The following is a 26,447-nucleotide window of genomic DNA, read 5'->3' on the forward strand; positions in this document are numbered from 1 at the left end:
CTAAAAGGAGGACTAAAGTGAGAAAAGTAAAAGTGGCAGCGACTCAAATGAGCTGCTCTAACAATATCGAAGAAAATATAAGCAAAGCAGAGAAGCTAGTACGTGAAGCGGCTGCGCAGGGCGCACAAATTATTTTGCTGCAGGAGTTGTTCGAGACTCCATATTTCTGTCAGAAGGAAAAGTCTGATTATTATTCATATGCAACTGAGCTGGAGCACAACAAGGCGGTTAACCATTTTAAGAAGATCGCCAAAGAATTACAGGTTGTACTGCCCATCAGTTTTTATGAAAAGAAAAACTACGCGCGCTACAACAGTCTTGCTGTCATTGACGCAGACGGTGAAGTGTTGGGTAAATACCGCAAAAGTCATATCCCAGACGGTCCTGGGTATGAGGAAAAATTTTATTTTAATCCGGGCGATACCGGTTTTAAAGTATGGAATACACGTTATGCCAAAATTGGGGTAGGCGTGTGCTGGGATCAATGGTACCCTGAGGCGGCCCGCTGTATGGCGCTTATGGGCGCAGAACTTTTGTTCTATCCGACAGCTATTGGCTCGGAACCGCAGGATTCTGCCATTGATTCCAAAGATCACTGGCAGACTTGCATGCTGGGTCATGCTGCTTCCAATCTGATCCCAGTCATTGCTTCCAATCGGATCGGAACTGAAACAGACGAGGACTCCAGTATTACATTCTACGGTTCATCCTTTATTGCCGGGCATCAAGGTAACAAGATCGCAGAAGCGGGTCGTACTGATGAGGAAGTGCTTACTGCTGAATTTGACCTGGATGAGCTGGAAGTAGGACGGATTGAATGGGGCATTTTCCGTGACCGTCGTCCTGAACTGTACAATATGATTGCCACCTATGATGGTGATTTAAAAGTATAATCTAGACAAGTCTCCCTTGACGTCAAGCTGGGGTGTTTCCTTTCATTGGATTCACCCGGCTTTTCGGACAGGGGATTTTGGAGCGTGTACCCAACGGTTTCAAAAGAACGGATCGGTAGGTGGTCCGGAATATAAGCATGATTTTTTCACACAAAAGGGACATTCCTCACAGGTTTGTTCTTTTTTTATGTCTCAATCCAGTTAATCCATAGACTGAAACTATGATTCACTACATAAAATAGCATTAGAATTTATGAATTAGATGATATAAAATCAAATCATAAGGAATGATCGTACTAAATAACATCTCGATATTCCCAAAAGTGAAAAAAATCACATATGAGAATGCTTTAATGGAAGCTTGAACATGAAATTTGTAAACTCGCAAGGAGGAAGAACAATGAACCACTATCCTGCTATCTTTGAACCTCTAACCATACGACGCATGACCTTGAAAAATCGGATTGTTATGCCCCCGATGGGAACTAACTTTGCTGCCATGGACGGAAGCTTTGTTCAGGATCATATTGACTATTACGTGCAACGGGCCAAAGGTGGTACCGGCTTGATAACAGTAGAAAATGTTTGTCTGGATTTCCCGATGGGTACAAACGGAACAACCCAGTTGCGTATGGATAACGACCAGTTTATTCCCGGACTGTTTAGATTAACAGAAGCCCTGCACTCTTATGGAGCCTGTGTTTCTGTACAAATTAACCATGCGGGTGCTTCGGCTTATGCGGGACGACTGAACGGAGTTCAGCCTGTATCTTCTTCGAATATTCCTTCTAAAAAGGGCGGAGCTATTCCAAGACCTCTGCAAAAAGAAGAAATTTACGCCATTGTGCGCAAATACGGAGAAGCAGCGGGAAGAGCGCAACGAGCAGGATTTGACTGTGTTGAAATTCATGCGGGACACTCCTACTTGCTGAGTCAGTTTCTTTCACCGATGTATAATAAACGCACGGATGAATTTGGCGGAAGCGCAGAAAACCGTACTCGTTTTGCCAGATTAGTCATTGATGAAATTCGTTCAGTGGTCGGCCCATTTTTCCCTATTTGCTTACGTTTTAGCGCGGAAGAGTTCACAGAAGGTGGGAACACACTGGAAGATACACTCGAGTTATTGGAGTATCTTAATGATGAGGTAGATATTCTGAACGTTTCTGCTGCTTTGAATGATTCCATCCAGTTCCAGATTGACGGGATGAACCTGCCGGATGGTTGGCGCTCATATATGGCTAAAGCGGTAAAAGAAAAATTCGGGAAGGTCACGATGACCTCAGGTAATATTCGGAGCCCACAGGCTGCGCAGGATATTTTGGAGAGAGGTGACGCTGATCTGCTGGCTATGGGTAGAGGGTTGATTGCAGAACCGAACTGGGTGCTTAAAGTGCAAAACGGCTACGAACATTTGCTTAGAAAATGTATCTCTTGCAACATTGGTTGTGCCGATCATCGTATCTCCAAAAGTAAACCGATTTGCTGTACGGTAAATCCGGATCTGTTCAAGGAAGCTGAATATCGGAAACAACGTGTTAAAAACAATGTTCAGGTTGTTGTTATTGGTGGGGGCACTGCCGGCATGGAAGCAGCATGTACGGCAGCCGAAGTAGGCTGCAAAGTAACCCTCTTTGAGGAGAAACCAGAGTTGGGCGGCTTGGCTCGTGATATTGCCCGCTTGCCGGACAAAACACGTATCAATGATTTCCCTGATTATCTGATTCAACGCACCAAACAGTTAACCAATCTGAACATTGTAACAGGGACCCGAGCCGATTTGGCGATGATTAGTGCCCTGAATCCTGATATTATTGTCAATGCGACGGGGTCCACACCACTTCTTCCGCCAATTGCAGGTTTGCATGAACAACTGGGCAAACCGGGCACAAAAGTGTTCTCCATCTTTGATCTTTTGCACAACATGGAGAAATTCCAGGAGTTTGAAGGTAAACGCATTGCTGTAGTTGGTGGCGGAGCTGTGGGACTGGATGTCGTCGAATATTACGCAGAGCGTGGAGCAGAAGAGGTTTCCATCATTGAGATGATGCCGCTACTGGGTAAAGACCTGGATATGATTACTCGCATTTCCATGATGAAAATGGTAGAGGAGCGGGAAGTGAACGTCCATACGGAAACAGCTTTGACAGAAGTGTGTAGCGACCGCTTCAAAGTAAAGCATGGAGAACAGGAGTTTGAGATTCCTTTTGACCTTGGATTCGTATGCTTGGGTATGCGTTCATACAGTCCGCTGGTGGACAGCTTGCTCGAATATGGTAAAGAACATCAAGTAGAAGTTATTAATATCGGGGATAGTAAACAAGCTCGTCGTATTATTGATGGCACACGTGAAGGTCGCAATATTCTGAAAACCATTCAACGGGTTGACGAATTTAAACATGAGTTTTCTTATTCTTACTGATTTGACAATACAAGTGATGGGTGTTCACGATGGCAACTCAGTGAATATTGAGGTTGAAGAGACGGCTTGTCTTTTCAGCCTTTTTTATTTGAGTTTTTCCTGGAAGAAGATTGATTCCTCTGTCATTTCAAAGGTAAACTATGGAAAGCAAATATAGTAAGTAAGGCTATCTTAACTTGGGGGGATGAGCGTGAATCGACTCTTTAGTGAAATACCGGGTGCCAGCATGTGGAGCAGCGTGGAAGAGATTCATAAAGGCTGGTCTAGTGACAAAAAATATTATATTCAAACCACTGACGGTAGGGAATTGCTGCTAAGAATGGCGAATATGGTTCATTATGATAAAAAGAAACGCGAGTTTGAAGCTGTAACAAAGCTGGATCACGTGGAGAATCTGTTCATGTCCCGGCCGCTTGAATTTGGGATTTGTCATGATGGTCAATCTGTGTATTCTCTGTTCACCTGGATCGAAGGGAAAGATGCTGAAGAGATTATCCCCACGTTAACTGCAGCACACCAGTATCAACTCGGAGTTCAGGCAGGAGATGCACTAAAAAAAATGCATGAGATTCATGCGGAGCAAGATCGAGTCCCATGGGCTGAACATTATAATGCCAAAATCAACAGATATATTACAAACTATAAGTCATGCGGTATTCCCCTAAAGGGAGCAGATCAAGCCATAAGCTTTATTGAGAAAAACCGCCATCTATTAGAAAATCGTCCCCAGGCTTTTCAGCATGGGGATTATCATGTGGGCAATATGGTGGTTGCCCCATCCGGTGAACTGGGTATCATCGATTTTAATAGAATGGATTATGGTGATCCTTGGGAGGAATTCAATAGAATTACCTGGTGTGCAGCATTAAGTCCTTTATTCGCTTCGGGCCGTATCCACGGTTATTTTAATAACCATGTACCTGATTTATTTTTTAGATTAATGGCTCTGTATATTGCAAGCAATCAGCTTTCATCGATTCACTGGGCCATTCCATTTGGCAAAGAAGAGGTAGACGATATGGTGCAACGAGCTGAAGAGGTTTTGGAAGCGTATAATTATTTTCAAACCTATATACCGAAATGGTACGTGCCCAGTTACAGCGACTTGTAAAAGCGAAGACCGCCGCTCCTGGGGAGTGACGGTCTTTTTTTAGCATTCTATTATTGTTTCTTAATCTTGTACGTAAATTCCCAAACGGCTTGATGACCTGAATAACGTCCACGGTTTTCAGTAACCGTCACTCCTAACTTAACGGTAGAACCTTTAGCAGAAACCGAGGAGACCTTTACATTCTTGGTGGCTTCGCCTTCATCAGGAATTTTGTCTTGTTCCTCAGCGTACGCATACAGCTTTATGCTACCATTCGATTTGACCTTCACCTTCACGCTGTTACCTTCACTAATGGATTGATCTGCCACCTGGGCAGCAATGGCCCATTCATTGCCTACGTGATCGTTGGATACCAAGGTTGCTTGTTGAAACGTAACGATATACGTTGATGTTGCCGAAGCTGCGAGTGCGTACGTTCCGTTGAATATTAAGGATACCACTACCAATAGAATAGCTGATGCTTTCGTCCATACTCTATTCATTCGCCTGTCTCCTTCAGTTGGATATATTGAGGAAATTCCCTCTATTCTAATTATCGTTTGCATCAAACAGAATTGTTAATGGTTGGTAAAAAAAGAATTTGACTTCTTATTGCATCACTTGTGATCTAACATGATTATGACTTGAATTTATTTAGTAGAGAAAGGGAAGGGAAAATCTGATGAAAAAAATATATAGCGAACAAGAACTCATAGATATGACTATTAAACAGCTTGAACAAACTTCAATATATGAAGACCAGTATGAGCAATATGTAAGACGACCTTTCCGTACGGATTTTTATGATGATCTGAGCCCGTATGTGCAAGTGGGCAAGCGGGGTTATACGCTCCAGATGTATGAAAGAGGCATACAGATGCTGAACAAGCTTACGAAAGAGGAAGAGGATGTGATTTATTGGATCATCGAAGATACAATTCACATCATTGCTCATCTAAATTTGCTTCGCAAATATAAAGTGGATAACATAAATACTCATTTAAAATATACCAAGGAAATCACGAAGGAGCTGACAACTGCAATGAACAAAGCATTTTATGAAATTGGAGGAATCTACCAGGAATGGCATGAAGCGAATAGAAGGGGAGCACTGGAGAACCCATTAAAGTAAAACAAAAAAATAAAGAAACAGTTGACAATCACTAATATAAAATTTACAATTTTATATTAGTGATAATGATTATCAATATCACTAATTTTAAGTATGTTTTGCACTTACTATATTTCAAAGGAGATTTACAACATGCATCGTATGATGAACAAGAAATTTCACATGATTTTATGTGCACTATTCGTAGTGATTTTTGTTATTTCAGGTTGTGGGAATGCTGGCAGTTCCTCTGATTCATCTGCTAAACCCGCGTCGCCCACGAAGGAAGAGGTAAGCAGTGATTCTGATACGCGTACAGTCTCTACGGTAAAAGGAGATGTGAAGGTGCCCGCTAATCCTCAACGGGTAGTAGTGAACTGGTATGTTGGCGATGTATTTACACTAGGGATTAAGCCGGCCGCAGTCATGGGGTGGAAACAAGAAACGATGCCTTTTTACGATAAGTTTAACGACATCCCCAATATCGAAAAGTGGGAAACTGAGGAAATTATGAAGTATGATCCTGATCTCATCATTACATATGATACAAAGGATTATGATAAGCTCTCTAAAATTGCGCCTGTTCTTGTGATACCTGAGGATAAAATGACCTCCCTAGAACGTTTGAAATTTCTTGGTCAGGCCACAGGACATGAAGCAGAAGCAGACAAAGTGATTTCACTGTTTGAAAGCAAGCTGAGTCAGGCCAAAGAAAAACTAAATTCCGACATATTCAAGGACAAAACGTTTAGCATTTTCGAGGACTGGGGCAGTGGCTCCTATGGAATTTATTATGAAACAGGCTCACGTGGAGGAACGTTGCTTTACAATTATCTTGGACTTCACAAACCGGAAAAGCTCAACACATTGGTTAAAAGCTCCGGAGAGCGTCGAGGTTCTTTATCCTACGAGGTAGCTGCTGAATACTTTGGAGATTATGTCCTTTGGTTTAAGCAGGAAGGCAAGGAATCCGAATATGCGAAGACAAAAATCTGGAGTAGTATTCCAGCCGTTAAAAACGGACATATCATCGAAATTCCAGCGAAATATGCAGGACTGTTCTATTATTCGGACGTTGCTAGTATGACGGGGCAGCTAGATTATATTATTAGCAAATTGCTGGAACAGACTAAGTAACGTTGCATAATTGACCAACTAAGGGTGTAATCGATGTCTACTCACAAAGAACCAAATAAAAAAGGAATATTTCATTTTATAGGCTATATGATCATGGGCGTGTTCCTGCTCCTGGTGGTTACCGCAGCATCTATTACCTTTGGTGCTGCGGAAATGAGCTTGAAGCTGGCGTGGGGGGCTATATTTCAGTTTGATCCCAACATTACGGAACATCAGATTATTCACACCTTGCGTTTTCCACGCACCGTGGCAGATATCATAGTAGGGTGCAGCTTGGCTGTGTGTGGGGCAATTATGCAGGGAACCACTCGTAATCCACTAGCGGATTCGGGACTCATTGGCATAAGTTCAGGCTCGACATTTGCTATTGCGTTATGTATGGCCTTTTTGCCTGGTCGCACCTACGGAGAAACCATGCTGTATTCTTGCCTAGGTGCAGCAATCACTACTGGCATCACGTATTACATCGCTTCTATAGGCAAGCGAGGAATGACGCCTCAGCGACTGGTGTTAGCAGGAATGTCCATCTCCATGCTTTTTGGTGCGTTTAGTACGTTTATCGCTATTAAGTATGAGATTGGCCAAGCCCTTGATTACTGGTCTGCTGGTGGTACAGCCAGTGCCAAGTGGGGCGAATTAGCTTTCATTGCGCCACTGTTTGTAGTGGGTTTGGTCTGTGCCATCGCGCTTTCTCCCTCGATTACGATTTTGAGCTTCGGGGAGGATGTGGCATCAGGCTTGGGTATTCGTGCGAATAGGATTAAGCTGTTTTCAACCTTAATTGTATTAATTTTAACAGGGTTATCGGTTATTGTGGTCGGCCCTGTTGGCTTCGTTGGTTTGATCGTGCCACACATTATGCGCCATCTGGTCGGAACGGATTATCGGTATATTATCCCGGCCTCAGCTTTGTATGGAGCAGTCTTTCTGTTGGCGGCGGATTTACTCGGACGACTGATCAATCGCCCTCACGAAACACCCCTTGGCATTATTTTTGCCTTGGTGGGCGTACCCTATTTTCTCTACCTTGTGCGCAAGCAGAGGAGGGAGTTTAGTTGAAACTGTCCCGTAATACCAGGGGGATTAGCATTATTTTACTGTTAGTAGTGCTGACGCTGCTAGTGGCTGTACTCAGTATGAATGTTGGGAAAATGAACCTTTCTCCACTCGAAGTTTTCAAGGTCATCATTGGCGAAGGAACGAGCAAACAGAACCTGATCGTGTTTGACTTTCGACTGCCACGTATTGTGCTTTCTATATTGGTAGGTATTGGCATGGGGATATCAGGCTGTATTATGCAAAGCTTGCTCAAAAACGACATGGCCAGCCCGGGGACACTCGGCATCAGCTCAGGCTCAGGGTTATTTGTACTTATGTATATTACGTTGTTCGCTAGTGAAGGATTGCTATCGCCTATTCTTCTTCCTGGGCTGGCTTTTGCAGGCGGCCTTACGGCAGCATTTTTGATTTTTATGTTTGCTTTCAGGCGGGGAAGAGACATCTCGCCTACGGGCTTAATTTTAACCGGTGTCGCTATGGGCAGTGGCTACAGCGCATTATCTCTGATGTTGACACTCCGGCTAGACAAGCAACAGTATGACTTTGCTCTGAGATGGCAGGCTGGAGACCTGTGGGGGGACGACTGGAGCTATATTATGGTGCTGCTCCCGTGGGTGCTTATCATTTGCTTTTACGTTTTTTACAGGTCGAACACACTCAATACGTTGAATTTGGGGAATCAGACAGCATCGGGGCTCGGCGTAGCAATTAAAAGGGAGTTTATCGGCTTGACGATTGCTGCCGTTGCGCTCGCTTCTGGTAGCGTGGCACTTGGCGGAAATTTCTTTTTTGTAGGCATGGTCAGTCCCCATCTAGCACGCAAGCTAGTAGGACCCAATCATAAGCTATTGCTACCTACGACGGCATTAGTTGGTGCACTCGTCATTTTGATTGCTGACACACTTACTCGGACGATTAGTTTTGGAGCTGATATTCCAACCGGAATTATTATCACCATACTGGTTACCCCTTATTTCCTTTACTTGCTGTCGAAAGCCAGTTAAATGCATAATGAAAAGACGCTAACCCATGTCCATGCAAAATATGGCTGGGTTAGTATCTTTTTTTGTTACTACTTAGGTCTCCTTGTGGAAAAACAATTCTTTCTCACATTCTGTTAGGATTTCCGGCCTTCGTGTTGAAGGGTGGGGATTGTAAAAAATTGATTTGCTATAAAGCTGAACAATTATTGTAGGAAACACATTATCATTGTAGGAGTTTTGATACGTTGGGCCAATAAGTTGTCACGATTGTTCAAACTCAGCCTACTTAAAGCCTAATCCTTGGCATAATTCAAACCCAAGTGATAAGCATGGTCCAGCAGCATTTCAAAATGACCGGAATTTGAACTCAGGGTCTCATATAAGAATTCAACCTTGGAATTGGAAACCCCGCAATAATCTGCAATTCCCACATTCAGCAAATGAGTAATCATTTCATCATACTTACGCTTTTTCATCTGTTCCTTCGAAACTCCGGCCAAGCCAATCCACAAGACATGCTGATGATGCAGGTAATTCGAACCGTACGCAAACCCATTGTTCCATACACGGTCAATATAACCCTTCAGCATAGCTGGCAAATTCCACCACCAAAGAGGAAAAATAAATGCCAATGCATCATGCTCCTTCATCCGCCTCATTTCCATTTCTACTTCAGGGGAAAAGGACTGTTCCGCAACTGTCAAATCCGGTTCATCTACTCCTTTTAAAATAGGATCAAAACCAATCTCATGCAAATCCAATATCTCATAATCGTGGCCTGCATCGGCAAGACCCTGTACGAAACGATCAGCAACCTTAAAGGTCAAGGAATCTTTTCTCGGGTGTGAAACAACGGTTAATACTTTCATGCTTCTTCACTACCTTTCTCAATAGTTTACTTCTGGGAATGCTCAATGCTTGATGCTATTATATACAGTAGGAAAATAATCTGGAAGTACGCACTTTCAAGTTCTATAGGATGATACAGGTGCCATAGGAACATGGAAGTGCCCTAGGTAGATTCCCTAGAAACTGATCTGAGTAATGAATTGAAGTGATGGTTGTTCTGAGCAAACGAAGCCTTCTAAAGGAGGATTAAGAAATGACTGAACAGATAAAAAATAGGGTTCAAAAGAAGTATCAAGTTGGAGTGGAAGCGGCTTTAGAGGTGATGGGAGGGAAATGGAAGCCTTTAATTATCTATCATCTGATGACAGGACGGAAACGAACGTCTGAGTTTCGTCGGTTAATACCCGGCATTACACAAAAAATGCTGACTACTCAGCTCAGAGGCCTAGAAAAGGATGAGATCGTTACACGAAAGGTTTATAATGAAATCCCTCCTAAAGTGGAGTATGAGTTAACGGACTACGGCTGGGGATTAAAACCCGCGCTAGACCATTTATGCTACTGGGGAGAGGATCACCTGGATAAGATCCATGGAGACAAATCCAAGGTCTTGGAAGAATTCTAAGGCTGCTGTATAGAGTAACTTCAAGCTAATATTAAGCCCTCACAATGCATTCAATCAGAATAGCTTTCGAGGGCTTAATTGTCGTATAACAATATTAAAGACTAACTGTTGGTCATTCCGTTATCATAACTTAATTGCCATTCAATTCCAAACTTATCTTTAAGGCTACCGTAGCATTTGCTCCAGAATGTTTCTTGAAGCTCCATGTTTACGGTCCCCCCTTCTTTTAACTTATGGAAGTACGATCGAATTTTCTCTTCGTCCTTATTGACGATGGCGAGGCTGATGTTGTTTCCGGCTACGAAAGGCATCCCAGGAAAAACGTCTGAAAACATGACATTACTACCATCAATTTGAAGCCGCGTGTGCATGACCAAATTTTTGGCTTCTTCTGGTAGAGGATAATCGGGATTGGGTGGTGCTTCACCGAACGTCATGATATGTGGTTTCTCAGTCCCAAATGCCTCTGCGTAAAACTCCGCTGCTTCGCGACAGTTTCCATTAAAGTTAAGATAAACATCAACAGACATGTGTTTCACTCCTTCAAGAATCATAATTTTTCCATACTATACGATCTTATTTCATTATTTACCTGCAAACAAACAAAAATACAATAAGATCCGTTTTGCGAAAGTATTTGCGGCTTAACATGTTCAATTTTTAAAACAAATGGGCATTATGATCAAAGTAATGGTATGATAGCTTAGTTAAATCTGAACGACTAGTAATGGAGTGATCATATGGGTGGAAAAAGCAAGGGCGGCGGAACCGGCAGAGGTACAGGTAGTAAGGGCTGGACACGCTGGAACAAAACTGCGAAGCCAGTAAGGACAAAAAGTGCTTCTACAAGCGCACCGGGAAGCAAAGCGGCAGGTGGCACAAAAGGCGGCACTGCCAAACCAACAAGGAATAAAAGCGGCGGTAACAGTAGCAAATAAGCCGGGAAAGTATACGTTGTCGTAAACGGCGAACATCTGATTAAGCAAGAACAATCAGGTGTTTTTTTAATTATTTTACTTAAACTCGCATATTATAATCAGAAGCAGGTGAATCGTGAGAATTAACAAGTACATCAGTGAGACAGGATTCTGCTCACGTCGGGAAACCAACAGGCTGATTGCAGCAGGACGAATTACGATTAATGGAAATGTTTGTGAAGCGGGCGCAGAAGTAGAGCTACAGGATATCGTGCTAATTGATGGGGAAGTTATTCCGCTTAATTCCAGTGAACCTGTATATTTGGCTCTGAATAAGCCTATAGGCATTGTTTGTACCGCAGCAGAGCAAGTGGCTGGCAATATTATTAGTTATGTTAACTATCCTTCGCGGATTTTTGCCATCGGCAGGCTGGACAAAGCGTCAGAGGGACTCATTCTATTAACCAACGATGGAAGCATTGTCAATCAAATGATGCGTTCCGAGCATGGTCATGAGAAGGAATATATAGTGACTGTAGACAAACCTGTTACAAACGAGTTTATGCAAGCCATGTCTCGTGGCGTTGAAATATTGAACGTCATTACCAAACCGTGCAAAGTTGATCGTACAAGCGAATACGAGTTCCGCATTATTTTGACGCAAGGTCTGAACTTGCAAATTCGCAGGATGTGCAAGGCTTTGGGGTACAGGGTGCTAAAGTTGGAACGTGTTCGAATTATGAATATTACCTTGGATCATCTGGAACGGGGCCAATGGAGACATCTTGAGAGGGAGGAACTGGAGTTACTTCTTGCTAAATTGCAATAATGATTACAACAAGAGCAAGTCCCCTAGCCCAATAGGCGTCTTCCATGTCCTTTGGACGTGGTGGAGAGGCTGGAATTGGACAGTATGTTCATACGGTCAATGCAACTTTAGTGATACTTTTTACGGAATTTCAACGAGCCGCCTACCTTACCCACCAGCCATAGCACAATAGGAAACACGATACCGAAAATCATGGCGTAAAAAGGCCATACTGAAAAAAACTTGATTAAAAATTGCATATTTGGCCAAATAGAATGAACCATTGCCATTGCGATTAGGATCAGAGGAACTAAGAGAGAGTTAGCGCTTCGAAGACGAAAAGCATCTGCAAGCCCTTGCGCTGAAACATATAAAAGCAATGCGAGTCGGAAAAAAATGGTAACAAACCAGAACACTGCAACGACAATTTCAAACCGTTGAAGAAACTCCCCGTTACTGATTGTTCGGCTAATAAAATAAGTAGGAAACGTCAAATTAGATACAACACCTTCACTCATCACGGCGATTATTTGTAGAACCATGAAAAAATACATGCCGCCGCTAATCAAAGCACATGTAATCACTGTCTTTCTCCACTTCTTTGGATCGGGAATGTACTGTGCAAAAAAAAGATACAGAATTGCTTCAAGGTAGGGAAAGGCAAACAAATTGAACGAAGCGAGAACGATAGGGTTCAAACCATACTCAAAAATAGGGAGCACATTATTTATGTTGGTCTCAGGAAGAAGGGTAATCCTGACCAAAAGATATAGAACCAGAAGGAAAAAAAACAGGATTTCCGCACAACGGCCAATTACAGCAGGGCCTGATCGAACGGCGAAATAAATGACTATAAGCATGATGAAATATATCGCGTCGGAGGGAGTTTCCGGCATAATATCTATTGTGATAAAGTCGCCTAGATTTCGAAGCGTCATGATGAACACAAGAAAGGGAAAGAAAAAAATGAAAACGATGCTAATCGTCCCGCCCAAGGGACCGAAGAGGCAACGGAGATGCTCTACGAAAGATTTCCCCTGTATTTGCCTAGCGATGGAGGCATATAAAGGTATCAATAACAGATGGAAACCTAAGGAGACTGGGATGGAGAGCCAGGCATCTTGTTTAGCGGCAGCAGTAATTGCCGCTGGGAGCACCAGATATGCGCTTCCTATTTGATATAATGTAAACCACATAATAGCTTGTCTAACGGTCAAGTTGGAATTCATTCCAATGCCCCCTTAAGATAACATTTCTATAAGTAACCGGCTTACTGGTTGGAATAGGATTCGAATGCCCGTCAGTGGAGTCGGCAATTCAATGTTGGCGATCCGTAGGATAATCAATATAACGCCTATAGTCAACAATACCGAGCTGAATACAATTTCACGCACATATTGTTTCTTCTTGAATTTTTTAAACTCATACAGCGATGTTAAAATGGAACTTACGAGAATCACATAAAGCATATGTATTCACTCCTGATTGTGTAGTCCCATATCGATTGGACTGGTGATTTCTCCGAACCGGATCAAACGATAATTGAGCTGAATATCCACTTTAAGCGTTTGAAATTTTTGTGACCAATCCTCTTTCCATCTATGCCATTCACGTGGGAACTTGCGGTGGAAAGCTTCTCCAAACCCGAATATATCGGAACCGATGTGTTGTGCATTTCGAATGCCTTCCTTCAAAGACTGTTCCAGATGCTCTTTAGCTGATTTTTGAAGATCTCTAAATGTCTCTTCATTCTTAAGGTTGGCATTGCACGAGACCGTTCCGACATTGGATTCTGTATCCACAATAAGAGAAATGTGCGGCTCATGGTCTATTATTTCTGGACGCATTTTTACTTTGGAACGGATTACTTCAACAACAAATTTTCCATTGGAATACGGACAATCGATGGAAGCTACGGTGCTGGAAACACGGTTGGATATATAGGTAAAGGCTTTACTTTGTGAATCATCCATCCAATTGAGAAGTCGATCGCCCTTGAAAACACCAATTCCAGTGAAAAAATATTTAACATGTTGGGGCGACTTTGTCACATTATCAATAGTTAGACCTTTTTCTAGGTTTGTCAGTCGAATACCGGTGAGGACTGGTTCAATGCCATCCTCCGTAAATTTCTGCAAAAGATCTTTTACATTGACCGCGGAAGTTGGAGCCCATGCTTTTTCAGAAAGCTTTAATGCCTTATACATATCCATTGCAGGCAAGATCTCGGTTGGAGCTACAAAAGTAACGGCCTCCTTTGCCGAGTTTTCTCTGACAACCGCCAAATAGAAATCAGGCCGAACTTCATGATCACGGAATAGAAAGTCCAGCGGCTCCTTGATTCCTTTTTTGCTGTTTTTTCATCAAAAATTACAAATTTTAAGTGGGACATATACAATTTTCGGGAGGATTCCGTTGTTAATTTTCGAATAGCTTCAAATATGGTATCGGCGCGTTTGGAAAAAACGATCGTTGGCGTCCGTTCCATGGGGGAATTCCGAGACATTTGCGATGGGTCAACCACTTGTAGACTGACTTCATATTGGTCATCCACTGCATCAATACCCATAGCCATCACGACGGAAATTGCACCCAATTCCTTATTGTTCCAGCAACCCGTAAGAAACACCATTAGCCAGGTGCACATTAACAGTAACAAAATGGTGGAACGGTACGAGTTCATGATGGTCTACTCCTTTAGTTTTTGCGATGTTTTTTTTTAGTTCTATATGGAAAACGCAATATTGCGTCCTTCTGCTCCGACGATTTGTAATTGGCAAAGGGGCTCAAATACGGTACACCGAATGAATAAAGTCCATTCAGATGCACAAAGAGCATGAGGATACCAACAGTCAATCCGTACACACCAAACATAGCGGCTATTCCTATGAAAGCGAAACGTAATATACGGATAGGAATGGCAAAGGTGTACGAGGGAATGACAAAGCTCGAAATGGCAGTTATTGCAACAACAATGACCATAACAGCCGAAACGATGTTTGCTTCTACAGCTGCTTGGCCAATTACTATTGACCCGACAATAGAAACGGCTTGACCGACCGTCCGTGGCATACGAAGACCTGCCTCCCTCAGAATTTCAAAAACCACTTCCATGATCATCGCCTCAATAAATGCTGGAAACGGAACTCCTTCACGTTGCGCGGATAAGCTTAATAACAAAACTGTTGGAATCATATCCTGATGGAATGTCGTTAATGCGACATAAATGGAGGGAGCCAACATACAGATTGCCAGGCAGATATACCTTAATATTCGAATGATACTACTGTAAATAAAGGATTGATAATAATCTTCTGCGGATTGAAGGAAATCTACAAACACCGCAGGTGCAAGGATGGCGAAGGGAGATCCATCCACAAATATCGCAATTTTCCCCTCCATAATTCCTGCTGCAATAGAGTCTGGGCGATCAGAATTATAAAAGAGCGGAAATATCGTGAGTTGTTTATCTTCTTGGAGACATTCTTCCAAATATTCGCTTTCAAGCACACCTTCTACATGCATGTCCTTTAACTTGGATATCATGTCCTGCACCTTTTTTAGGTCAGCCACCCCATGTAAATACATGACCGATATATCGGTCTTGGTTTTTTCGCCAACTTTTATGGTAGTTAGACGTACTCTTGTATCCTTCACCCTTCGACGAACCATAGTCGTATTCGTACGTAAAGTTTCTGTAAACGACTCTTGCGGACCTCTGACCACAGGCTGCGTCTTTGAGTCCGTAATGCTGCGTTCTTCCCATCCAGGCAAAGAAATGACCAATCCTTCATCCGTATCGTTCAGTAGTAGGAGAAGACCACCTGAGAGGATCTGTTCCAAGGCATCTTCAAAGTTTTGAGTAAAGCTTGCTTCACCAATGTCCAAAATTGCGTTTTTCAATAACGGTAAAGTGATCTCGTCAGAGGAAACACGATCATGCAACGGACGGATCACGTTGTCCTGTACCTTTTGCATGTCAGTCATTCCATCCAAATAAAAAAGAGCGGCGTGTTTATGGCCAGTCGTGATCTCACGAACAATAAAATCCGAACTGTTTCCCATGAAGTCACAAATGAGATCGATATTCTGGCATAATTGTCTTGAAAATTTGGTATGTAACTTCATTTTCACCCTCCTCAGATACGTAGTATTAACAATAATCCGAAATAATACCACAATAATCCATGATTATGTTTGTTGTCGGTAAGGTTAAAAACATCTTTAACGGTAGAGGATTCGGGCTAAGTAATTTTTGAAGACAGCTACGGACAACAAGGAACTGACAATGCAACTCTTGGATAAGGGAAATTTTGATATAGCAAACAGCGTAGAAGAAGGGGGACTACGAAGGGTACAATACCTGCAATAATATACTATATGCCATTTATCTTAAGATGTATTATTTCATGAGAATACGTTAAAGGAGTTTTCCTCATGAATATTACATCTGTTTTAATTTACTGTTTTATTGCCACTTTTACACCAGGTCCAACTAATATCGTTATACTATCTACAGTCCATAATTTTGGGGCAAAAAAAGCAATGAAATATACGTATGGAGCAACTCTAGCTTTTGGTTTATTACTTGTTATTTCTGCTATTTTGAATACGATGCTTATAACGATCATACCGAAAATTTTAATTGTTATGCAGATAATCGGAAGCTGTTATATGTTCTATCTCGCCTATCAAGTTTACAAAATGGATACATCCAATCCAACCGTCAACCAATCAGCTACCTTTATGTCAGGCTTTCTTATGCAGTTTCTAAATCCAAAGGTAGTACTATTTACAATGACTGTAATTCCTAGTTTTATTATGCCCCACTATATCGCAATACCTGCGGTGACGATAAGTATTGTCGCTATAACGCTTATTGGTTTTTTAGCATTTGTGACATGGGTTCTTTTCGGTGCAATCTTCAAGGAGTTTTTACAGAAGCATAAAAAGACTGTTAATATAATGATGGCCTTATTTTTAGCCTATGCGGCCATAATGATATGGATGTAGGTAAGCTTGTTAGGGGTGATTGAAATGGACAAATTTATCTATAAGAAATCAGCAGGTATTACTGCATTATCAGCAAGTCTTTCTGAATTTAAGTATAAGAAGCACTCTCACATGGAGTATGCAATAGGCGTAACATTGCGTGGAATTCAAGAGTATACCTTGGATGGCAGCTTACAGTTATCCTATCAAAATGGTGTGATGCTTTTTAATCCAGAACAGGCGCATGACGGAATGGCACATAATAAGGTGGGGCTTGATTATGTCATGCTATATATTGAGCCACAATTGCTTTTAGAGATTATTGAGCACAAGGATATCGTACGGTTTTCAACGCCAATTGTGTATGACTATAGCCTTGAACAAAAAATATTAAGTCTTTCTAAGGCTATCTTAAGCGAAAAAGATGAGGCTTTGTGTAGCGAATTACTTTTATCCTTGACGGATAGCCTTTTTCAAACCAATCTTTCTACAGACAATAAGAAAGAGAACGTGTTAATTCGAATAGCGAAGGATATGATTCATACCAACTTAGAACATGTACTTAAACTTGACGAGATATGTAAAGAGCTTAATTTATCGAAATTTCAGTTTATCCGATTATTCAATGCTCATACTGGAATTTCACCATACCAATACTTTCTTAACTGCAAGATCGAACGTGCAAAGCAGTTAATAGAAAAAAATAGAGATATTTATTCAGCAGTAGCAGAATGTGGTTTTGTTGATTTAACCCATTTAAATAAACACTTTAAAAGTGTATATGGAACAACAGCATTTGAATATATGTCACATTTAAATTGAGGAGGAGGGTATACGTTGAAACAAACTACAGATTTGTTGAAAATGAAGCAAAACAATGAAAAGATTGTCATGTTAACAGCCTATGACTATCCTTCTGCAAAGCTTGCAGAACAAGGGGGCGTTGACGTCATATTGGTTGGTGATTCGCTTGGAATGGTGGTTCTGGGTTACGATTCAACAATTCCAGTTACAATCGAAGACATGATTCACCACACGAAAGCTGTTAAACGAGGAGCGAAGGATACATTTATCATTACGGATATGCCGTTTTTAACCTATCATTTGTCTGTTAGAGATACATTAATCAATGCTGGGGAATTAGTTCAAGATGCCGGTGCCCATGCGGTGAAGCTGGAAGGTGCCGATGAAGTCGTCGAACATATCGCCGCCCTGACAAGAGCAGGAATTCCTGTCTGCTCCCACCTGGGACTGACTCCGCAAACTGTTGGAGTTTTAGGCGGATATAAGGTGCAGGGAAAAGATGCATTAGCCGCTAAAAAATTGCTGGAAGATGCTAAGAAATGTGAAGCGGCTGGAGCATTTGCTCTTCTTTTGGAATGTGTTCCAAGACAACTTGCAGATGAAGTAACCAAAGCCCTTTCAATTCCGGTGATTGGAATTGGTGCTGGATTGGATGTGGATGCCCAGGTTCTCGTATATCATGATATTTTAGGCTATGGTGTTGAACGTGTTCCTAAGTTTGTAAAACAATACCATTCGCTGAATCCGTTTATTTTGGAGTCCATTCAAGCTTATACTGCTGATGTGAAGAATAAACGGTTTCCTGAAGAAAAACATACTTTTACGATGAAGGAAGAGGAACTGAAAGTACTTTATGGAGGTAAGGCTGGTGATTCACGGTACTGAAGATCCGATTATCCCTTATGAACATGGAAAAAATTTGGCTAACGAAATTACAGGTGCGGTTTTACTGAGTTCAATAAAACAGCGGCAGTCTAGGACTTTATTTTTCCGTCCATGGCTGCCGCTGTTTCTATTACTTGGATCATCAGTCTAATGTAGTATCGTTTTACTCTTTGCCATTCCTCGTTCAACTAGTGTTAGGTTCAACTAGCGTTTTCCGTTAGGTAATTAGTAAAAGTACATAAAGGGTTATACAAAATAATGCTTGTTTTCATTAACCCATTGAGTAAATGTTCTGGCTGGCTTGCCTGTAACTTGTTCTACTGTCGGTAGAACGGTATAGGCTCCTTTAGGAGGGTTTTTCCCAATCCCTATAATAAAGTATTCAATAAATTCATTGTCATAGCCTTTGCTTTTCCAATCTTGTTTTACTTGTTCTTCTGTAATTTCAACAAGATCAATGTATTTATCTATAACTACAGAAATTTGTTTAACCATACTTCTTGGAGACAATGCTTCTGGTCCTGTCAAATCATATGTCCGCTTATCATGGCCTTCTTCTGTCAGTGCCTTTACTGCGACATCAGCGATATCAGCTTCATGAATTCTAGCGCTTAAACTATCAGGGAAAGCCGTACGAATAATCCCTTCTTTTTGGATTGATTCTGTCCAACCACTGTAAAGTGCATTCTTCATAAATTCCACTGGCTTTAGTAAAGTCCATTCCATTCCACTATTTTTAATAACGTCCTCAATTGGGTTTCCTTCAAAATCTAACAGGGCTACAATTCTTGCAACATTAGCTTGTTTTGCCATCTGAATAATTCTTTTGTTTTTTATAAATTTTTCGTCCGATTGTTCACTCTGAGTGATCAGAAACAAGCTATCTATAGTATGGAGATGTGCTTGTATAGTCTCGGGAATATCAAGGTCACCTAGAACTACTTGTGCTCCTTTAGGTAAGTTGCTTTCCTTCCTTGACAATGCCTTTACTTCTATATCTTTTGCAACTAGTTGTTCAACAATATGACTCCCCACACTTCCTGTTGCTCCTGTAACTAGAACTTTCATTCCTTATATCCTCCCAAGATTAATTATTTAGGTATTACTTTCGATTAGATACTCCTCATGGTCTACTGCTATATGAAGGTTACTTGGTTATAATAAAGTGTGGTGTAACACCATAGTCAAGGAGGGATTTCATGGAGAATAATGTTCAAACTCATTTAACGTCAGGACAATTTGCAAAAGTGATGGGTATTAGCAAGGATACTTTATTTCACTATGATCGACTTGGAATTCTTTCTCCTGAATTTAAAGCTGAAAATGGGTATAGATATTATTCAATTAATCAAATCGATGTTTTTAAAGTGATTTCAATACTTAAAGAATTAGAAATGCCATTAAAAGAGATAAAAGAGTATTTAAATAAAAGGTCACCTCAGGAGCTCATTGTCCTACTTGAGAAAGAAGAGGCAATGCTGAATTCTAAAATTAAACAACTGCAAAAAATGAAAAATATAATATCAGAGAAGAAACGAATTACCCAAGCAGCAACTGAGATCGTTACAACTGATATTATTATTGAGGAAAAAAAGGAGGAGTTTTTGGTAGTAACAGAGGCTGATCCTTACACAAATGATAAAAGCATTTACGATTCTATGATAAAACACGAAAAGTACTTGAACATTTATAGTATTGATGCTTCCCATACAGTAGGCTGGATGAGAGATACTAAAAGAGTCTTAACAAATGAAACATTCAATTATGATTATCTTTTTACTAGAGTTAGTAAAAAATCAAATTATTCAAATTTTAAGCGAGAAAAAGGAACATATTTAATCGCGTACCATACAGAGGGATACTCAAGCGTATGTGACACTTATGATCGAATAATAAGTTATGCTAAAGATAAGAGCATAGAATTACAGGGATTTTTTTATGAGGATGTTTTGTTAGATGATCTTTCAGTTAGAGGTTATGAAGAGTATTTAATTGAGATCTCTGTTCAAATTTTAAAGATGTAGATTAGAAAACAAAGAAGACCCATCAAGGTAAATCAAACTTTCCTGCTGGTTAAACATCCATGCATCCCAATAAAACATTTTCCTCGCTGTAGTGAATGCCTAATGTCTGTTGAGCCGTACTTACTACTATTAATTGGGGTGATCTACAGATCGCAAGAGATAATGAATGCAAACATTCAAAAAATACAGGTTGAAAATAGTACCATATCGAACTATAATATTAGTACGATATGGTACTTTTTTTGAGAAAATGGAGGTGCACATGGGAATTATAAAAGGAAGATCTGTTTTTTTATCAGCATCCATAGATGCATTGCTGGCTAGAATAGTTTCAAGAAAACACAGGGAATCTGAGGTTGATACTTTAACAGCAACTCAAGCAAGGATTTTGTTTTATCTTTGGACGAAAGACGAAATACCTATACATGAAATCTCAAGGGTTACCAATCTTCAAAAGTCAACTTTAACGAGTATATTAGCTAAGTTGGAAAAAGCAGGACATATCAGTTTTATGCCTTGCCAAACAGACAAACGGAAAACAATAGTTAAAGTAGTGAACAGAAATGAAAAATTAGTGGAATTGAACAAAAAGATTATTGATGAAGTCGGAGAGATTTTTTACAAGGGATTTAGCGAGGAAGAAATAGCATTGTATCAAAGTTTCTTAATAAGAACTTTAGATAACCTGATAGAATGCGAGAATGAAAAAAAGTGAGGAGAGAGAGTATGAATAAAAAACTAAGAATGGTATCCTTCGTACTTTTAGCAACATTGGCTTTTGCCACACAAAAGGAAAGTTTCGTAGCTGCTGAAAGTCCTCCTACAGATGTGATTAGTATGGCTCCTACCTATAAAGATGTGGTGTATGCAACCGTAACTAATGACGATGGAAAGAAAAAAGAGTTAAAAATGAACATCTTTAAGCCGGAGGGTGTAACCGAAGCAACTCCTGTCTTGGTATATATTCATGGTGGAGGATGGGCTATAGGGGACTATCAGGGCGATGATGCGCCTAAAGATGCAAAGAAGGAAACAGCCGCGCCACCAAATCGACCAGCACAAATGACAGGTAGAGCTACAGATCAAGTGGCTACAGATTCAGCATATCAAGTTTTCAAAAAAGTATTAGAAGATAAAATTGCTTTCGTTTCCATAGATTATCGGCTAAGTGGCGAAGCTATTTTTCCGGCTCCCATTTATGATGTTAAGGGCAGTATCAGATATCTGCGTGCACATGCCAAGGAATACGGTATTGATCCAGAAAAAATTGCAGTAGCAGGAAATTCTGCAGGTGGACATCTGGCTACCGAACTCGCTGTTACTAGTGATATAAAAGAGCTTGAAGGTGATGTTGGGAGCAATCTTGAGTATTCAAGCAAAGTAATGGCTGCAGTTGATTTTTACGGTCCAACAGATATGTTTACCATGGGCCCTGAGATGGACCCAACCCTGCAATCTCCTGAGGAGGCAGCCGAAACACATGACTCTCCACGAGCAGCTGAAGCCAAACTTCTTGGATTTGATAAAGAAGGACAAGGTGTGGCAGTCCTGAGAGATATTCGGGATAAAAAACAAACCAATTCTCCTTATTGGGAAAAAGTAAAGTTGGCAGAATTGGCAAGTCCTATAAATTATGTATCTTCAGATGATCCACCCATGTTTATTGCACATGGAGGAAGTGACAGTTTAGTATCTATTCAACAAAGTTTGAGACTTAGAGATACTCTTAACCATGCAGGAGTAGAAAATATTTTTATGTCTAACTCTAAAGCTCCCCACGGTGGCCAGGGTGAAGATGTCAATAATGCAGCTATAACCTGGGTAACAAAAAAATTGCTTAATAAATAAGCTATTCTAAATATTTATGTTATTTTATTAAAAAAAGGGAGCCCTATTATGGAGGTTCCCTTATTCTTGTAGTCTAGCATGGGCATCATTTTCTAGGTCGAAAGTCCCGAATGAGGGCTGGCGAACGCCTAGAAAAAATGATAGTCTAAAATACCACCTGAGAAGAGTATTATTATAAAAGTCTCCACTTAAAGACATCACGCCAAGTTTCCTTTCTTACAGATTTAGTTTCTAGGAAGTATTGTCACAACATCAAGCAATAAAAAAGAGGGACTACTACCGCCATTTACCCTAATCTCCAAATCAACGTTAGATTGCCCATTCACATCTGCATCGGAAAAAAATATGCTAAAAGGCTGATAGCTTGTATAAGGTAAAGTGTTTAGAGGCATTGTTCTAGATACAGCAGTATTCAATAGGCTTATCTGCAACACGCCGCTGTTATTGTTACGATCTACAAGTACGTAATAGGTTAGACTATATCCGTTAGAGCCCGGTTGTCCTAGAGTAACTCGTTGCCTGAGATAAGCGCTCCTACCTGGTTGTACAGCAAAGAAAGCAGATTGTGGACCGGTGTAAGGGCGAAGCGTCGATAAATATACTGCTCCTTCTGCCTGCCAAGGGGAAAAATTCGGCATATCAAATCCATAATTTACAACTCGACTCACACGATATTTTCTACTATTAAGTCCTTTTTTTTGACTTGGTTCTTTTGTTTGGAATTTGAGCACTGGGTTTATAAGTGGGGGATTTTTTTTCTTTTTAACATGATTATTTCGAGTGAAGCTTGTCTTTGATTGTTTAATTTTCGATCTTATTAACATGATACCACTCCTCCAAATCATGATGAAATAATATACACAAGAAATTATGAACAAGTGTTAGTCAAAAGTCTCGTTTTTGTTAATGTTTTTCTTATAAATTCAAAATGAGCACAGAGCAGGGAGAAACGGAGAGAAAGATTGGAAATGTAGGAGCGATAGCGACCGCCTATGTTTTTGGATTTCAGCTGTGAGAAGGGTTATGATAATAAAATAAATCCAAAAACAACAGCGACAAAAAGTGCAATCCTTTTTCGGAGAATCGCTTAAGGTCTCTCATGCAAATCTTAAGTTCAATTTAGTTGCTTTTCACTTGAACGGCTCGATAGAAAGCTAATAAAAAAACAAGCTGACTCCTTATTATAAGGAAACAGCTTGTTTTTAGTTAGAATGTTTCGATTTCATCCTCAACCAGTCGTTTCAATTCAGATGCTTTTATGTCGAGGTCATAGGCTTAAAAGTATTTGGTATTTTCTAGGTTCTATCCTGCGGGGTAAGGATTTTTTTGATTAGTTCTATTTAGTAAATAGTCTGTGCTCGTATGATGAAAGTCGGCCAATTTAATTAAAATCGTCGTTGGAATATCTACATCTCCACGTTCATAATTGCTATATATCCGCTGGCTGCAATTCAGAAAATCTGCCATATGAGTTTGAGTCAAATCCTTATCTTCGCGTAAATTTCGAATTCGTGGGTACATCTTGCTCACCTCAAAACAAGAATACCCTAGCGAAATATTCGCTATTGATATTTAGCGAATATTTCGCTAAAATTATTTAGAAACTAATACATATGAAGAGGGGGAAGAAGGTGAGTATCTTGGAGGATTTATATTATGGAAAATGTAACCCAAGTGAACGAGTAAAACCGAAAGATCCCGAATTTGAACTGGTATCGCAGAAAATATCCAAAACTATGGAAAGCCTGAAAATAAAAATACCAGAACACGAGTACAAACTAATTGAAGAATTATCCGATTTACATGATAATTTGATCTCCATATTATCCGCTTCGGCTTATATTGACGGATACAAGATGGGGGCTTTAATGATGGTTGAATTATTTGACGGAAAAGAAGGGATTATATAGGTATTTGAACAATGACATAGTAAGTAGGTAAAGGATTAAAAGGGGAACGAATAATAAGATAAAAGAAGGAGAACGTTTTGTAGAAAAGACGATTCACAATAAAGGAAACAATATTAACTAAAGACTTTGAAAGGTAGCTCTCGTTAAACGGAGTTACCTTTTTTGTTTTTATGAGCACAGGGGGGCAAATCATAAACTTGAGTTATTCTGTTCTACCGGGTAAGCCTTTTTTTCATTAGTTCTATTTAATAAATAGTCTGTACTTGTGTGATGAAAATCAGCTAGTTTGATTAAAATTTTCGTTGGAATGTCTACATCTCCACGTTCATAGTTGCTGTAAATACGCTGGCTGCAATTTAGATATTCAGCCATTTGTGTTTGGGTCAAATCTTTATCTTCCCGTAAATCTCGGATTCGTCTATACATCCTATTCACCTCTAAGCTAAGAATAGCCGAGCGAAATTATCGCTATTCATTTTTAGCGGTAATTTCGCTAAATGTAGAAGGGGACTATTACAACTAGAGCGAGATGGAGTATCATGGCGTCTCCCTTAATTTTGATAGATAATAGCCAACCGTATAATTAATTTTTTATTAAATACTTAAATAAGATATATAATGAGAAAATTAATTACTTGATAAGGAGATTAAATTAACTTTATTGAGTTAATGATAAACAAGGCCTGTTAAATACATAAGTCTGTGGTCTTAGGTAGAAATCCATGTTATTCATATAACAATTAGGAGTAGAGATGGTTTTCCATAATGGAGGATGGGAATCTAGACCCAGGTTGCTTGCCACCTCCACCGAATACTTGCGCAGTTCCTGTTACAGATACACGAAATGCGCTCCAGAAATCGGCGGATAGCTTAACGGAGCTTGGGCAGGATTTTGTAGCAGCTAATTCAGAACGATATGAGAAAAAATTTGATTCAGTCTGGAACTTCCTAGATTATATGTCGTACGGTATTCCGAAGGGAATGTATCAAGGGTACATGGAACGGGCAGCTAAACAAAACGATTCATGGAATGACATGCTCAATTTCGGTACATTTGGAGTATCGGGCATGATTCAGGGAGCATTTAATCCCACAAATGCATGGTCAAAAGAACACTGGGCTAATATGATCGGTACAGCAGGATTATTTGGAGGAGTTAGTTCAGTAATCAAACCTAAGATTAGTTTGAAATCATCGGTTAAGTATGAGGGGGCAGTGGACTTACGACAAATTTCTTCGGACGGTTTGCGTAATGAATTGCCATTAACAGATGTCCAGAAAACGGAGATTATTCAGTATACTAAATCGTTGGATTTTCCCGAAGATAATATAATAATGAGTAGACCTGGTTTTTATGATGAGTGGAATACAGGTATGATGTACGATAGATTTATTATAAATACAGATGTATTACCAGCAGAGCATACAGGAGTTGGAACCTTAAGTGCTAACTCACGTGTGTCAGCCAAGGCAACGATTGCACATGAAATTGTGGGACACTATGAGGCATATAAGGCAGGGAGAGCATTTGAATTATATGATGTTGCTCCAGATGCATTTAAAAGAAATTTTGCTCTAGATGAAGCCCAAGCTAGTATAAGAGCTGCAAGGTTCGCTCCCGATTTAACATCAATAGAAAGGATGACGCTACTGAGGGATGCCATAACCCGATTAAAAAGTGCTGATTTGCGTATAGGTGATGTTAAGGGAGAACTTTATATTGAAGAACGATAAAGGGGTAACGTTTAAAATGGAAAAAATAATGGATGTTAGTTTAACTTTTGAGTCAAAAGATGAAGGTACAATTATAGTAGGAACAAACAAAGGATTAGACCATTTAACCTACCCAGAAATAAAAAAAATCATAGGTGATAAAATTCTTATTAAAAATGCAAATCAAATTGAGACGGTATTAAGCGTTAGCTCTGTTCAAATTTCAACTTCAATGGCTGAAAGGAAAAATATTGGAATATGCATTGGCAAGTTAGCATCTCCTGATCTTGTTCAAGTTGGGGCGAGTATTTACAGTTTAGAACATTAATTAATATCTGTTTAAAGGAGGAATAAAATGAATATATTAAAAAAATTGA

Annotated in this window: 28 protein-coding genes and 3 pseudogenes; 20 read left to right on the plus strand and 11 right to left on the minus strand. The window is 40.2% G+C overall.

Annotated elements, in window-relative coordinates; genetic code table 11:
- Positions 1-17: 17 nt before the first annotated feature.
- The 3 genes from aguB to JOE49_RS17180 all read left to right on the plus strand — a co-directional run bounded on the left by aguB (position 18) and on the right by JOE49_RS17180 (position 4,426).
- On the plus strand, positions 18-893 hold the full coding sequence (gene aguB / locus JOE49_RS17170) for an N-carbamoylputrescine amidase (protein ID WP_209942078.1): 876 nt from the start codon (positions 18-20) through the stop codon (positions 891-893).
- A 400-nt stretch (positions 894-1,293) separates the two neighbouring features.
- Entirely contained in the window at positions 1,294-3,315 is a 2,022-nt protein-coding gene (locus JOE49_RS17175) for an NAD(P)/FAD-dependent oxidoreductase (RefSeq protein WP_209942081.1), read from the plus strand.
- 190 nt (positions 3,316-3,505) lie between these two features.
- Positions 3,506-4,426 (plus strand): aminoglycoside phosphotransferase family protein, encoded by a 921-nt coding sequence (locus tag JOE49_RS17180; RefSeq protein ID WP_209942083.1) that lies wholly within the window; start codon positions 3,506-3,508, stop codon positions 4,424-4,426.
- Positions 4,427-4,476: 50 nt separating this feature from the next.
- Here the strand turns inward: JOE49_RS17180 and JOE49_RS17185 are convergent, their stop codons facing one another.
- Positions 4,477-4,908, minus strand: a complete 432-nt coding sequence (locus JOE49_RS17185) for a hypothetical protein (RefSeq protein WP_023988493.1) — start codon at positions 4,906-4,908, stop codon at positions 4,477-4,479.
- A gap of 179 nt (positions 4,909-5,087) precedes the next feature.
- Between JOE49_RS17185 and JOE49_RS17190 the strand changes: the two genes are divergently transcribed.
- The 4 genes from JOE49_RS17190 (at position 5,088) to JOE49_RS17205 (ending at position 8,716) form a co-directional block, all read left to right on the plus strand.
- Positions 5,088-5,537 (plus strand): Imm63 family immunity protein, encoded by a 450-nt coding sequence (locus JOE49_RS17190; protein ID WP_028541366.1) that lies wholly within the window; start codon positions 5,088-5,090, stop codon positions 5,535-5,537.
- A gap of 132 nt (positions 5,538-5,669) precedes the next feature.
- Positions 5,670-6,653: an ABC transporter substrate-binding protein gene (locus tag JOE49_RS17195; protein WP_023988494.1), complete on the plus strand. Its 984-nt coding sequence runs from the start codon at positions 5,670-5,672 to the stop codon at positions 6,651-6,653.
- 33 nt (positions 6,654-6,686) lie between these two features.
- Positions 6,687-7,712: a FecCD family ABC transporter permease gene (locus tag JOE49_RS17200; protein ID WP_025721067.1), complete on the plus strand. Its 1,026-nt coding sequence runs from the start codon at positions 6,687-6,689 to the stop codon at positions 7,710-7,712.
- Entirely contained in the window at positions 7,709-8,716 is a 1,008-nt protein-coding gene (locus JOE49_RS17205; protein ID WP_023988496.1) for a FecCD family ABC transporter permease, read from the plus strand. Before JOE49_RS17200 ends, JOE49_RS17205 begins: the two co-directional genes overlap by 4 nt.
- A 272-nt stretch (positions 8,717-8,988) precedes the next feature.
- Here the strand turns inward: JOE49_RS17205 and JOE49_RS17210 are convergent, their stop codons facing one another.
- On the minus strand, positions 8,989-9,564 hold the full coding sequence (locus tag JOE49_RS17210) for an NAD(P)H oxidoreductase (RefSeq protein ID WP_160790721.1): 576 nt from the start codon (positions 9,562-9,564) through the stop codon (positions 8,989-8,991).
- Between the two features lie 233 nt (positions 9,565-9,797).
- Here JOE49_RS17210 and JOE49_RS17215 point away from each other — a divergent pair, with 233 nt between their 5' ends.
- A complete protein-coding gene (locus JOE49_RS17215; protein WP_160790722.1) occupies positions 9,798-10,169 on the plus strand; it encodes a winged helix-turn-helix transcriptional regulator in 372 nt (123 codons plus the stop codon).
- Between the two features lie 101 nt (positions 10,170-10,270).
- Here JOE49_RS17215 and JOE49_RS17220 read toward each other — a convergent pair whose 3' ends face one another.
- Positions 10,271-10,699, minus strand: a complete 429-nt coding sequence (locus tag JOE49_RS17220) for a VOC family protein (RefSeq protein WP_160790723.1) — start codon at positions 10,697-10,699, stop codon at positions 10,271-10,273.
- Between the two features lie 210 nt (positions 10,700-10,909).
- On the opposite strand from JOE49_RS17220, the gene JOE49_RS17225 reads away from it, so the two are divergent.
- Both JOE49_RS17225 and JOE49_RS17230 read left to right on the plus strand, forming a co-directional pair.
- Complete coding sequence (locus tag JOE49_RS17225) at positions 10,910-11,107, plus strand: DUF3934 family protein (RefSeq protein WP_013310240.1); 198 nt, start codon at positions 10,910-10,912, stop codon at positions 11,105-11,107.
- Between the two features lie 115 nt (positions 11,108-11,222).
- Entirely contained in the window at positions 11,223-11,915 is a 693-nt protein-coding gene (locus JOE49_RS17230) for a pseudouridine synthase (protein WP_160789654.1), read from the plus strand.
- Between the two features lie 107 nt (positions 11,916-12,022).
- Here the strand turns inward: JOE49_RS17230 and JOE49_RS17235 are convergent, their stop codons facing one another.
- The 4 genes and pseudogenes from JOE49_RS17235 to JOE49_RS17250 all read right to left on the minus strand — a co-directional run bounded on the left by JOE49_RS17235 (position 12,023) and on the right by JOE49_RS17250 (position 16,022).
- Positions 12,023-13,123 (minus strand): GerAB/ArcD/ProY family transporter, encoded by a 1,101-nt coding sequence (locus JOE49_RS17235; RefSeq protein ID WP_023988502.1) that lies wholly within the window; start codon positions 13,121-13,123, stop codon positions 12,023-12,025.
- 12 nt (positions 13,124-13,135) lie between these two features.
- Positions 13,136-13,363, minus strand: coding sequence for a hypothetical protein (locus tag JOE49_RS17240; protein WP_023988503.1), 228 nt, complete (start codon positions 13,361-13,363; stop codon positions 13,136-13,138).
- Positions 13,364-13,369: 6 nt separating this feature from the next.
- Positions 13,370-14,577 (minus strand): annotated as a pseudogene (locus JOE49_RS17245) (Ger(x)C family spore germination protein).
- 14 nt (positions 14,578-14,591) lie between these two features.
- Complete coding sequence (locus JOE49_RS17250) at positions 14,592-16,022, minus strand: spore germination protein (protein ID WP_209942085.1); 1,431 nt, start codon at positions 16,020-16,022, stop codon at positions 14,592-14,594.
- 309 nt (positions 16,023-16,331) lie between these two features.
- Between JOE49_RS17250 and JOE49_RS17255 the strand changes: the two genes are divergently transcribed.
- The 4 genes and pseudogenes from JOE49_RS17255 to JOE49_RS26380 all read left to right on the plus strand — a co-directional run.
- On the plus strand, positions 16,332-16,907 hold the full coding sequence (locus JOE49_RS17255) for a LysE family translocator (protein WP_023988506.1): 576 nt from the start codon (positions 16,332-16,334) through the stop codon (positions 16,905-16,907).
- 24 nt (positions 16,908-16,931) lie between these two features.
- Positions 16,932-17,708: an AraC family transcriptional regulator gene (locus JOE49_RS17260; RefSeq protein ID WP_023988507.1), complete on the plus strand. Its 777-nt coding sequence runs from the start codon at positions 16,932-16,934 to the stop codon at positions 17,706-17,708.
- Positions 17,709-17,723: 15 nt separating this feature from the next.
- Positions 17,724-18,575 (plus strand): 3-methyl-2-oxobutanoate hydroxymethyltransferase, encoded by an 852-nt coding sequence (gene panB, locus JOE49_RS17265; RefSeq protein WP_028541360.1) that lies wholly within the window; start codon positions 17,724-17,726, stop codon positions 18,573-18,575.
- Positions 18,556-18,645: pseudogene (locus JOE49_RS26380) on the plus strand (alpha/beta hydrolase); the annotation flags it as partial. The gene panB and the pseudogene JOE49_RS26380, both read left to right, overlap by 20 nt.
- A gap of 176 nt (positions 18,646-18,821) precedes the next feature.
- Here the strand turns inward: JOE49_RS26380 and JOE49_RS17270 are convergent.
- On the minus strand, positions 18,822-19,643 hold the full coding sequence (locus JOE49_RS17270) for an NAD(P)H-binding protein (protein WP_028541359.1): 822 nt from the start codon (positions 19,641-19,643) through the stop codon (positions 18,822-18,824).
- A 131-nt stretch (positions 19,644-19,774) separates the two neighbouring features.
- Here JOE49_RS17270 and JOE49_RS17275 point away from each other — a divergent pair, with 131 nt between their 5' ends.
- From JOE49_RS17275 to JOE49_RS17285, 3 genes are all read left to right on the plus strand, one after another.
- Entirely contained in the window at positions 19,775-20,599 is an 825-nt protein-coding gene (locus tag JOE49_RS17275) for a MerR family transcriptional regulator (RefSeq protein ID WP_069080127.1), read from the plus strand.
- Positions 20,600-20,861: 262 nt separating this feature from the next.
- On the plus strand, positions 20,862-21,314 hold the full coding sequence (locus tag JOE49_RS17280; protein WP_028541357.1) for a MarR family winged helix-turn-helix transcriptional regulator: 453 nt from the start codon (positions 20,862-20,864) through the stop codon (positions 21,312-21,314).
- Positions 21,315-21,325: 11 nt separating this feature from the next.
- Positions 21,326-22,447: an alpha/beta hydrolase gene (locus tag JOE49_RS17285; RefSeq protein WP_075154175.1), complete on the plus strand. Its 1,122-nt coding sequence runs from the start codon at positions 21,326-21,328 to the stop codon at positions 22,445-22,447.
- A gap of 224 nt (positions 22,448-22,671) precedes the next feature.
- On the opposite strand, the gene JOE49_RS17290 is transcribed toward JOE49_RS17285, so the two are convergent.
- Both JOE49_RS17290 and JOE49_RS17295 read right to left on the minus strand, forming a co-directional pair.
- Complete coding sequence (locus tag JOE49_RS17290; RefSeq protein WP_209942087.1) at positions 22,672-23,271, minus strand: hypothetical protein; 600 nt, start codon at positions 23,269-23,271, stop codon at positions 22,672-22,674.
- A gap of 478 nt (positions 23,272-23,749) precedes the next feature.
- Complete coding sequence (locus tag JOE49_RS17295; protein ID WP_160789782.1) at positions 23,750-23,968, minus strand: helix-turn-helix domain-containing protein; 219 nt, start codon at positions 23,966-23,968, stop codon at positions 23,750-23,752.
- Positions 23,969-24,078: 110 nt separating this feature from the next.
- Between JOE49_RS17295 and JOE49_RS17300 the strand changes: the two genes are divergently transcribed.
- On the plus strand, positions 24,079-24,357 hold the full coding sequence (locus JOE49_RS17300; protein ID WP_160789783.1) for a DUF6809 family protein: 279 nt from the start codon (positions 24,079-24,081) through the stop codon (positions 24,355-24,357).
- A gap of 189 nt (positions 24,358-24,546) precedes the next feature.
- Here the strand turns inward: JOE49_RS17300 and JOE49_RS17305 are convergent, their stop codons facing one another.
- Positions 24,547-24,783, minus strand: coding sequence for a helix-turn-helix domain-containing protein (locus tag JOE49_RS17305; RefSeq protein ID WP_094155172.1), 237 nt, complete (start codon positions 24,781-24,783; stop codon positions 24,547-24,549).
- 339 nt (positions 24,784-25,122) lie between these two features.
- Here JOE49_RS17305 and JOE49_RS17310 point away from each other — a divergent pair.
- Positions 25,123-26,091, plus strand: a pseudogene (locus JOE49_RS17310) (WXG100 family type VII secretion target); the annotation flags it as partial.
- Positions 26,078-26,398: a hypothetical protein gene (locus JOE49_RS17315; protein ID WP_237449070.1), complete on the plus strand. Its 321-nt coding sequence runs from the start codon at positions 26,078-26,080 to the stop codon at positions 26,396-26,398. The pseudogene JOE49_RS17310 and the gene JOE49_RS17315, both read left to right, overlap by 14 nt.
- The last annotated feature ends 49 nt before the right edge of the window (positions 26,399-26,447 follow it).

Source organism: Paenibacillus sp. PvR133, assembly GCF_017833155.1.
In the GTDB taxonomy this organism is placed as follows: Bacteria; Bacillota; Bacilli; order Paenibacillales; family Paenibacillaceae; genus Paenibacillus; species Paenibacillus polymyxa_B.

Bases quoted from the DNA above. Each gene is read 5' to 3' on its own strand.
- JOE49_RS17200 (WP_025721067.1), top strand. From the start codon at position 6,687: ATGTCTACTCACAAAGAACCAAATAAAAAAGGAATATTTCATTTTATA.
- JOE49_RS17255 (WP_023988506.1), top strand. From the start codon at position 16,332: ATGAATATTACATCTGTTTTAATTTACTGTTTTATTGCCACTTTTACA.
- JOE49_RS17190 (WP_028541366.1), top strand. From the start codon at position 5,088: ATGAAAAAAATATATAGCGAACAAGAACTCATAGATATGACTATTAAA.
- JOE49_RS17175 (WP_209942081.1), top strand. From the start codon at position 1,294: ATGAACCACTATCCTGCTATCTTTGAACCTCTAACCATACGACGCATG.
- JOE49_RS17250 (WP_209942085.1), bottom strand. From the start codon at position 16,022: ATGAAGTTACATACCAAATTTTCAAGACAATTATGCCAGAATATCGAT.
- JOE49_RS17185 (WP_023988493.1), bottom strand. From the start codon at position 4,908: ATGAATAGAGTATGGACGAAAGCATCAGCTATTCTATTGGTAGTGGTA.
- JOE49_RS17235 (WP_023988502.1), bottom strand. From the start codon at position 13,123: ATGAATTCCAACTTGACCGTTAGACAAGCTATTATGTGGTTTACATTA.
- JOE49_RS17290 (WP_209942087.1), bottom strand. From the start codon at position 23,271: ATGTTAATAAGATCGAAAATTAAACAATCAAAGACAAGCTTCACTCGA.
- JOE49_RS17225 (WP_013310240.1), top strand. From the start codon at position 10,910: ATGGGTGGAAAAAGCAAGGGCGGCGGAACCGGCAGAGGTACAGGTAGT.
- JOE49_RS17240 (WP_023988503.1), bottom strand. From the start codon at position 13,363: ATGCTTTATGTGATTCTCGTAAGTTCCATTTTAACATCGCTGTATGAG.
- JOE49_RS17280 (WP_028541357.1), top strand. From the start codon at position 20,862: ATGGGAATTATAAAAGGAAGATCTGTTTTTTTATCAGCATCCATAGAT.
- JOE49_RS17260 (WP_023988507.1), top strand. From the start codon at position 16,932: ATGGACAAATTTATCTATAAGAAATCAGCAGGTATTACTGCATTATCA.
- JOE49_RS17275 (WP_069080127.1), top strand. From the start codon at position 19,775: ATGGAGAATAATGTTCAAACTCATTTAACGTCAGGACAATTTGCAAAA.
- JOE49_RS17285 (WP_075154175.1), top strand. From the start codon at position 21,326: ATGAATAAAAAACTAAGAATGGTATCCTTCGTACTTTTAGCAACATTG.
- JOE49_RS17295 (WP_160789782.1), bottom strand. From the start codon at position 23,968: ATGTACCCACGAATTCGAAATTTACGCGAAGATAAGGATTTGACTCAA.
- JOE49_RS17220 (WP_160790723.1), bottom strand. From the start codon at position 10,699: ATGTCTGTTGATGTTTATCTTAACTTTAATGGAAACTGTCGCGAAGCA.
- JOE49_RS17270 (WP_028541359.1), bottom strand. From the start codon at position 19,643: ATGAAAGTTCTAGTTACAGGAGCAACAGGAAGTGTGGGGAGTCATATT.
- JOE49_RS17215 (WP_160790722.1), top strand. From the start codon at position 9,798: ATGACTGAACAGATAAAAAATAGGGTTCAAAAGAAGTATCAAGTTGGA.
- JOE49_RS17305 (WP_094155172.1), bottom strand. From the start codon at position 24,783: ATGTATAGACGAATCCGAGATTTACGGGAAGATAAAGATTTGACCCAA.
- JOE49_RS17210 (WP_160790721.1), bottom strand. From the start codon at position 9,564: ATGAAAGTATTAACCGTTGTTTCACACCCGAGAAAAGATTCCTTGACC.
- JOE49_RS17195 (WP_023988494.1), top strand. From the start codon at position 5,670: ATGCATCGTATGATGAACAAGAAATTTCACATGATTTTATGTGCACTA.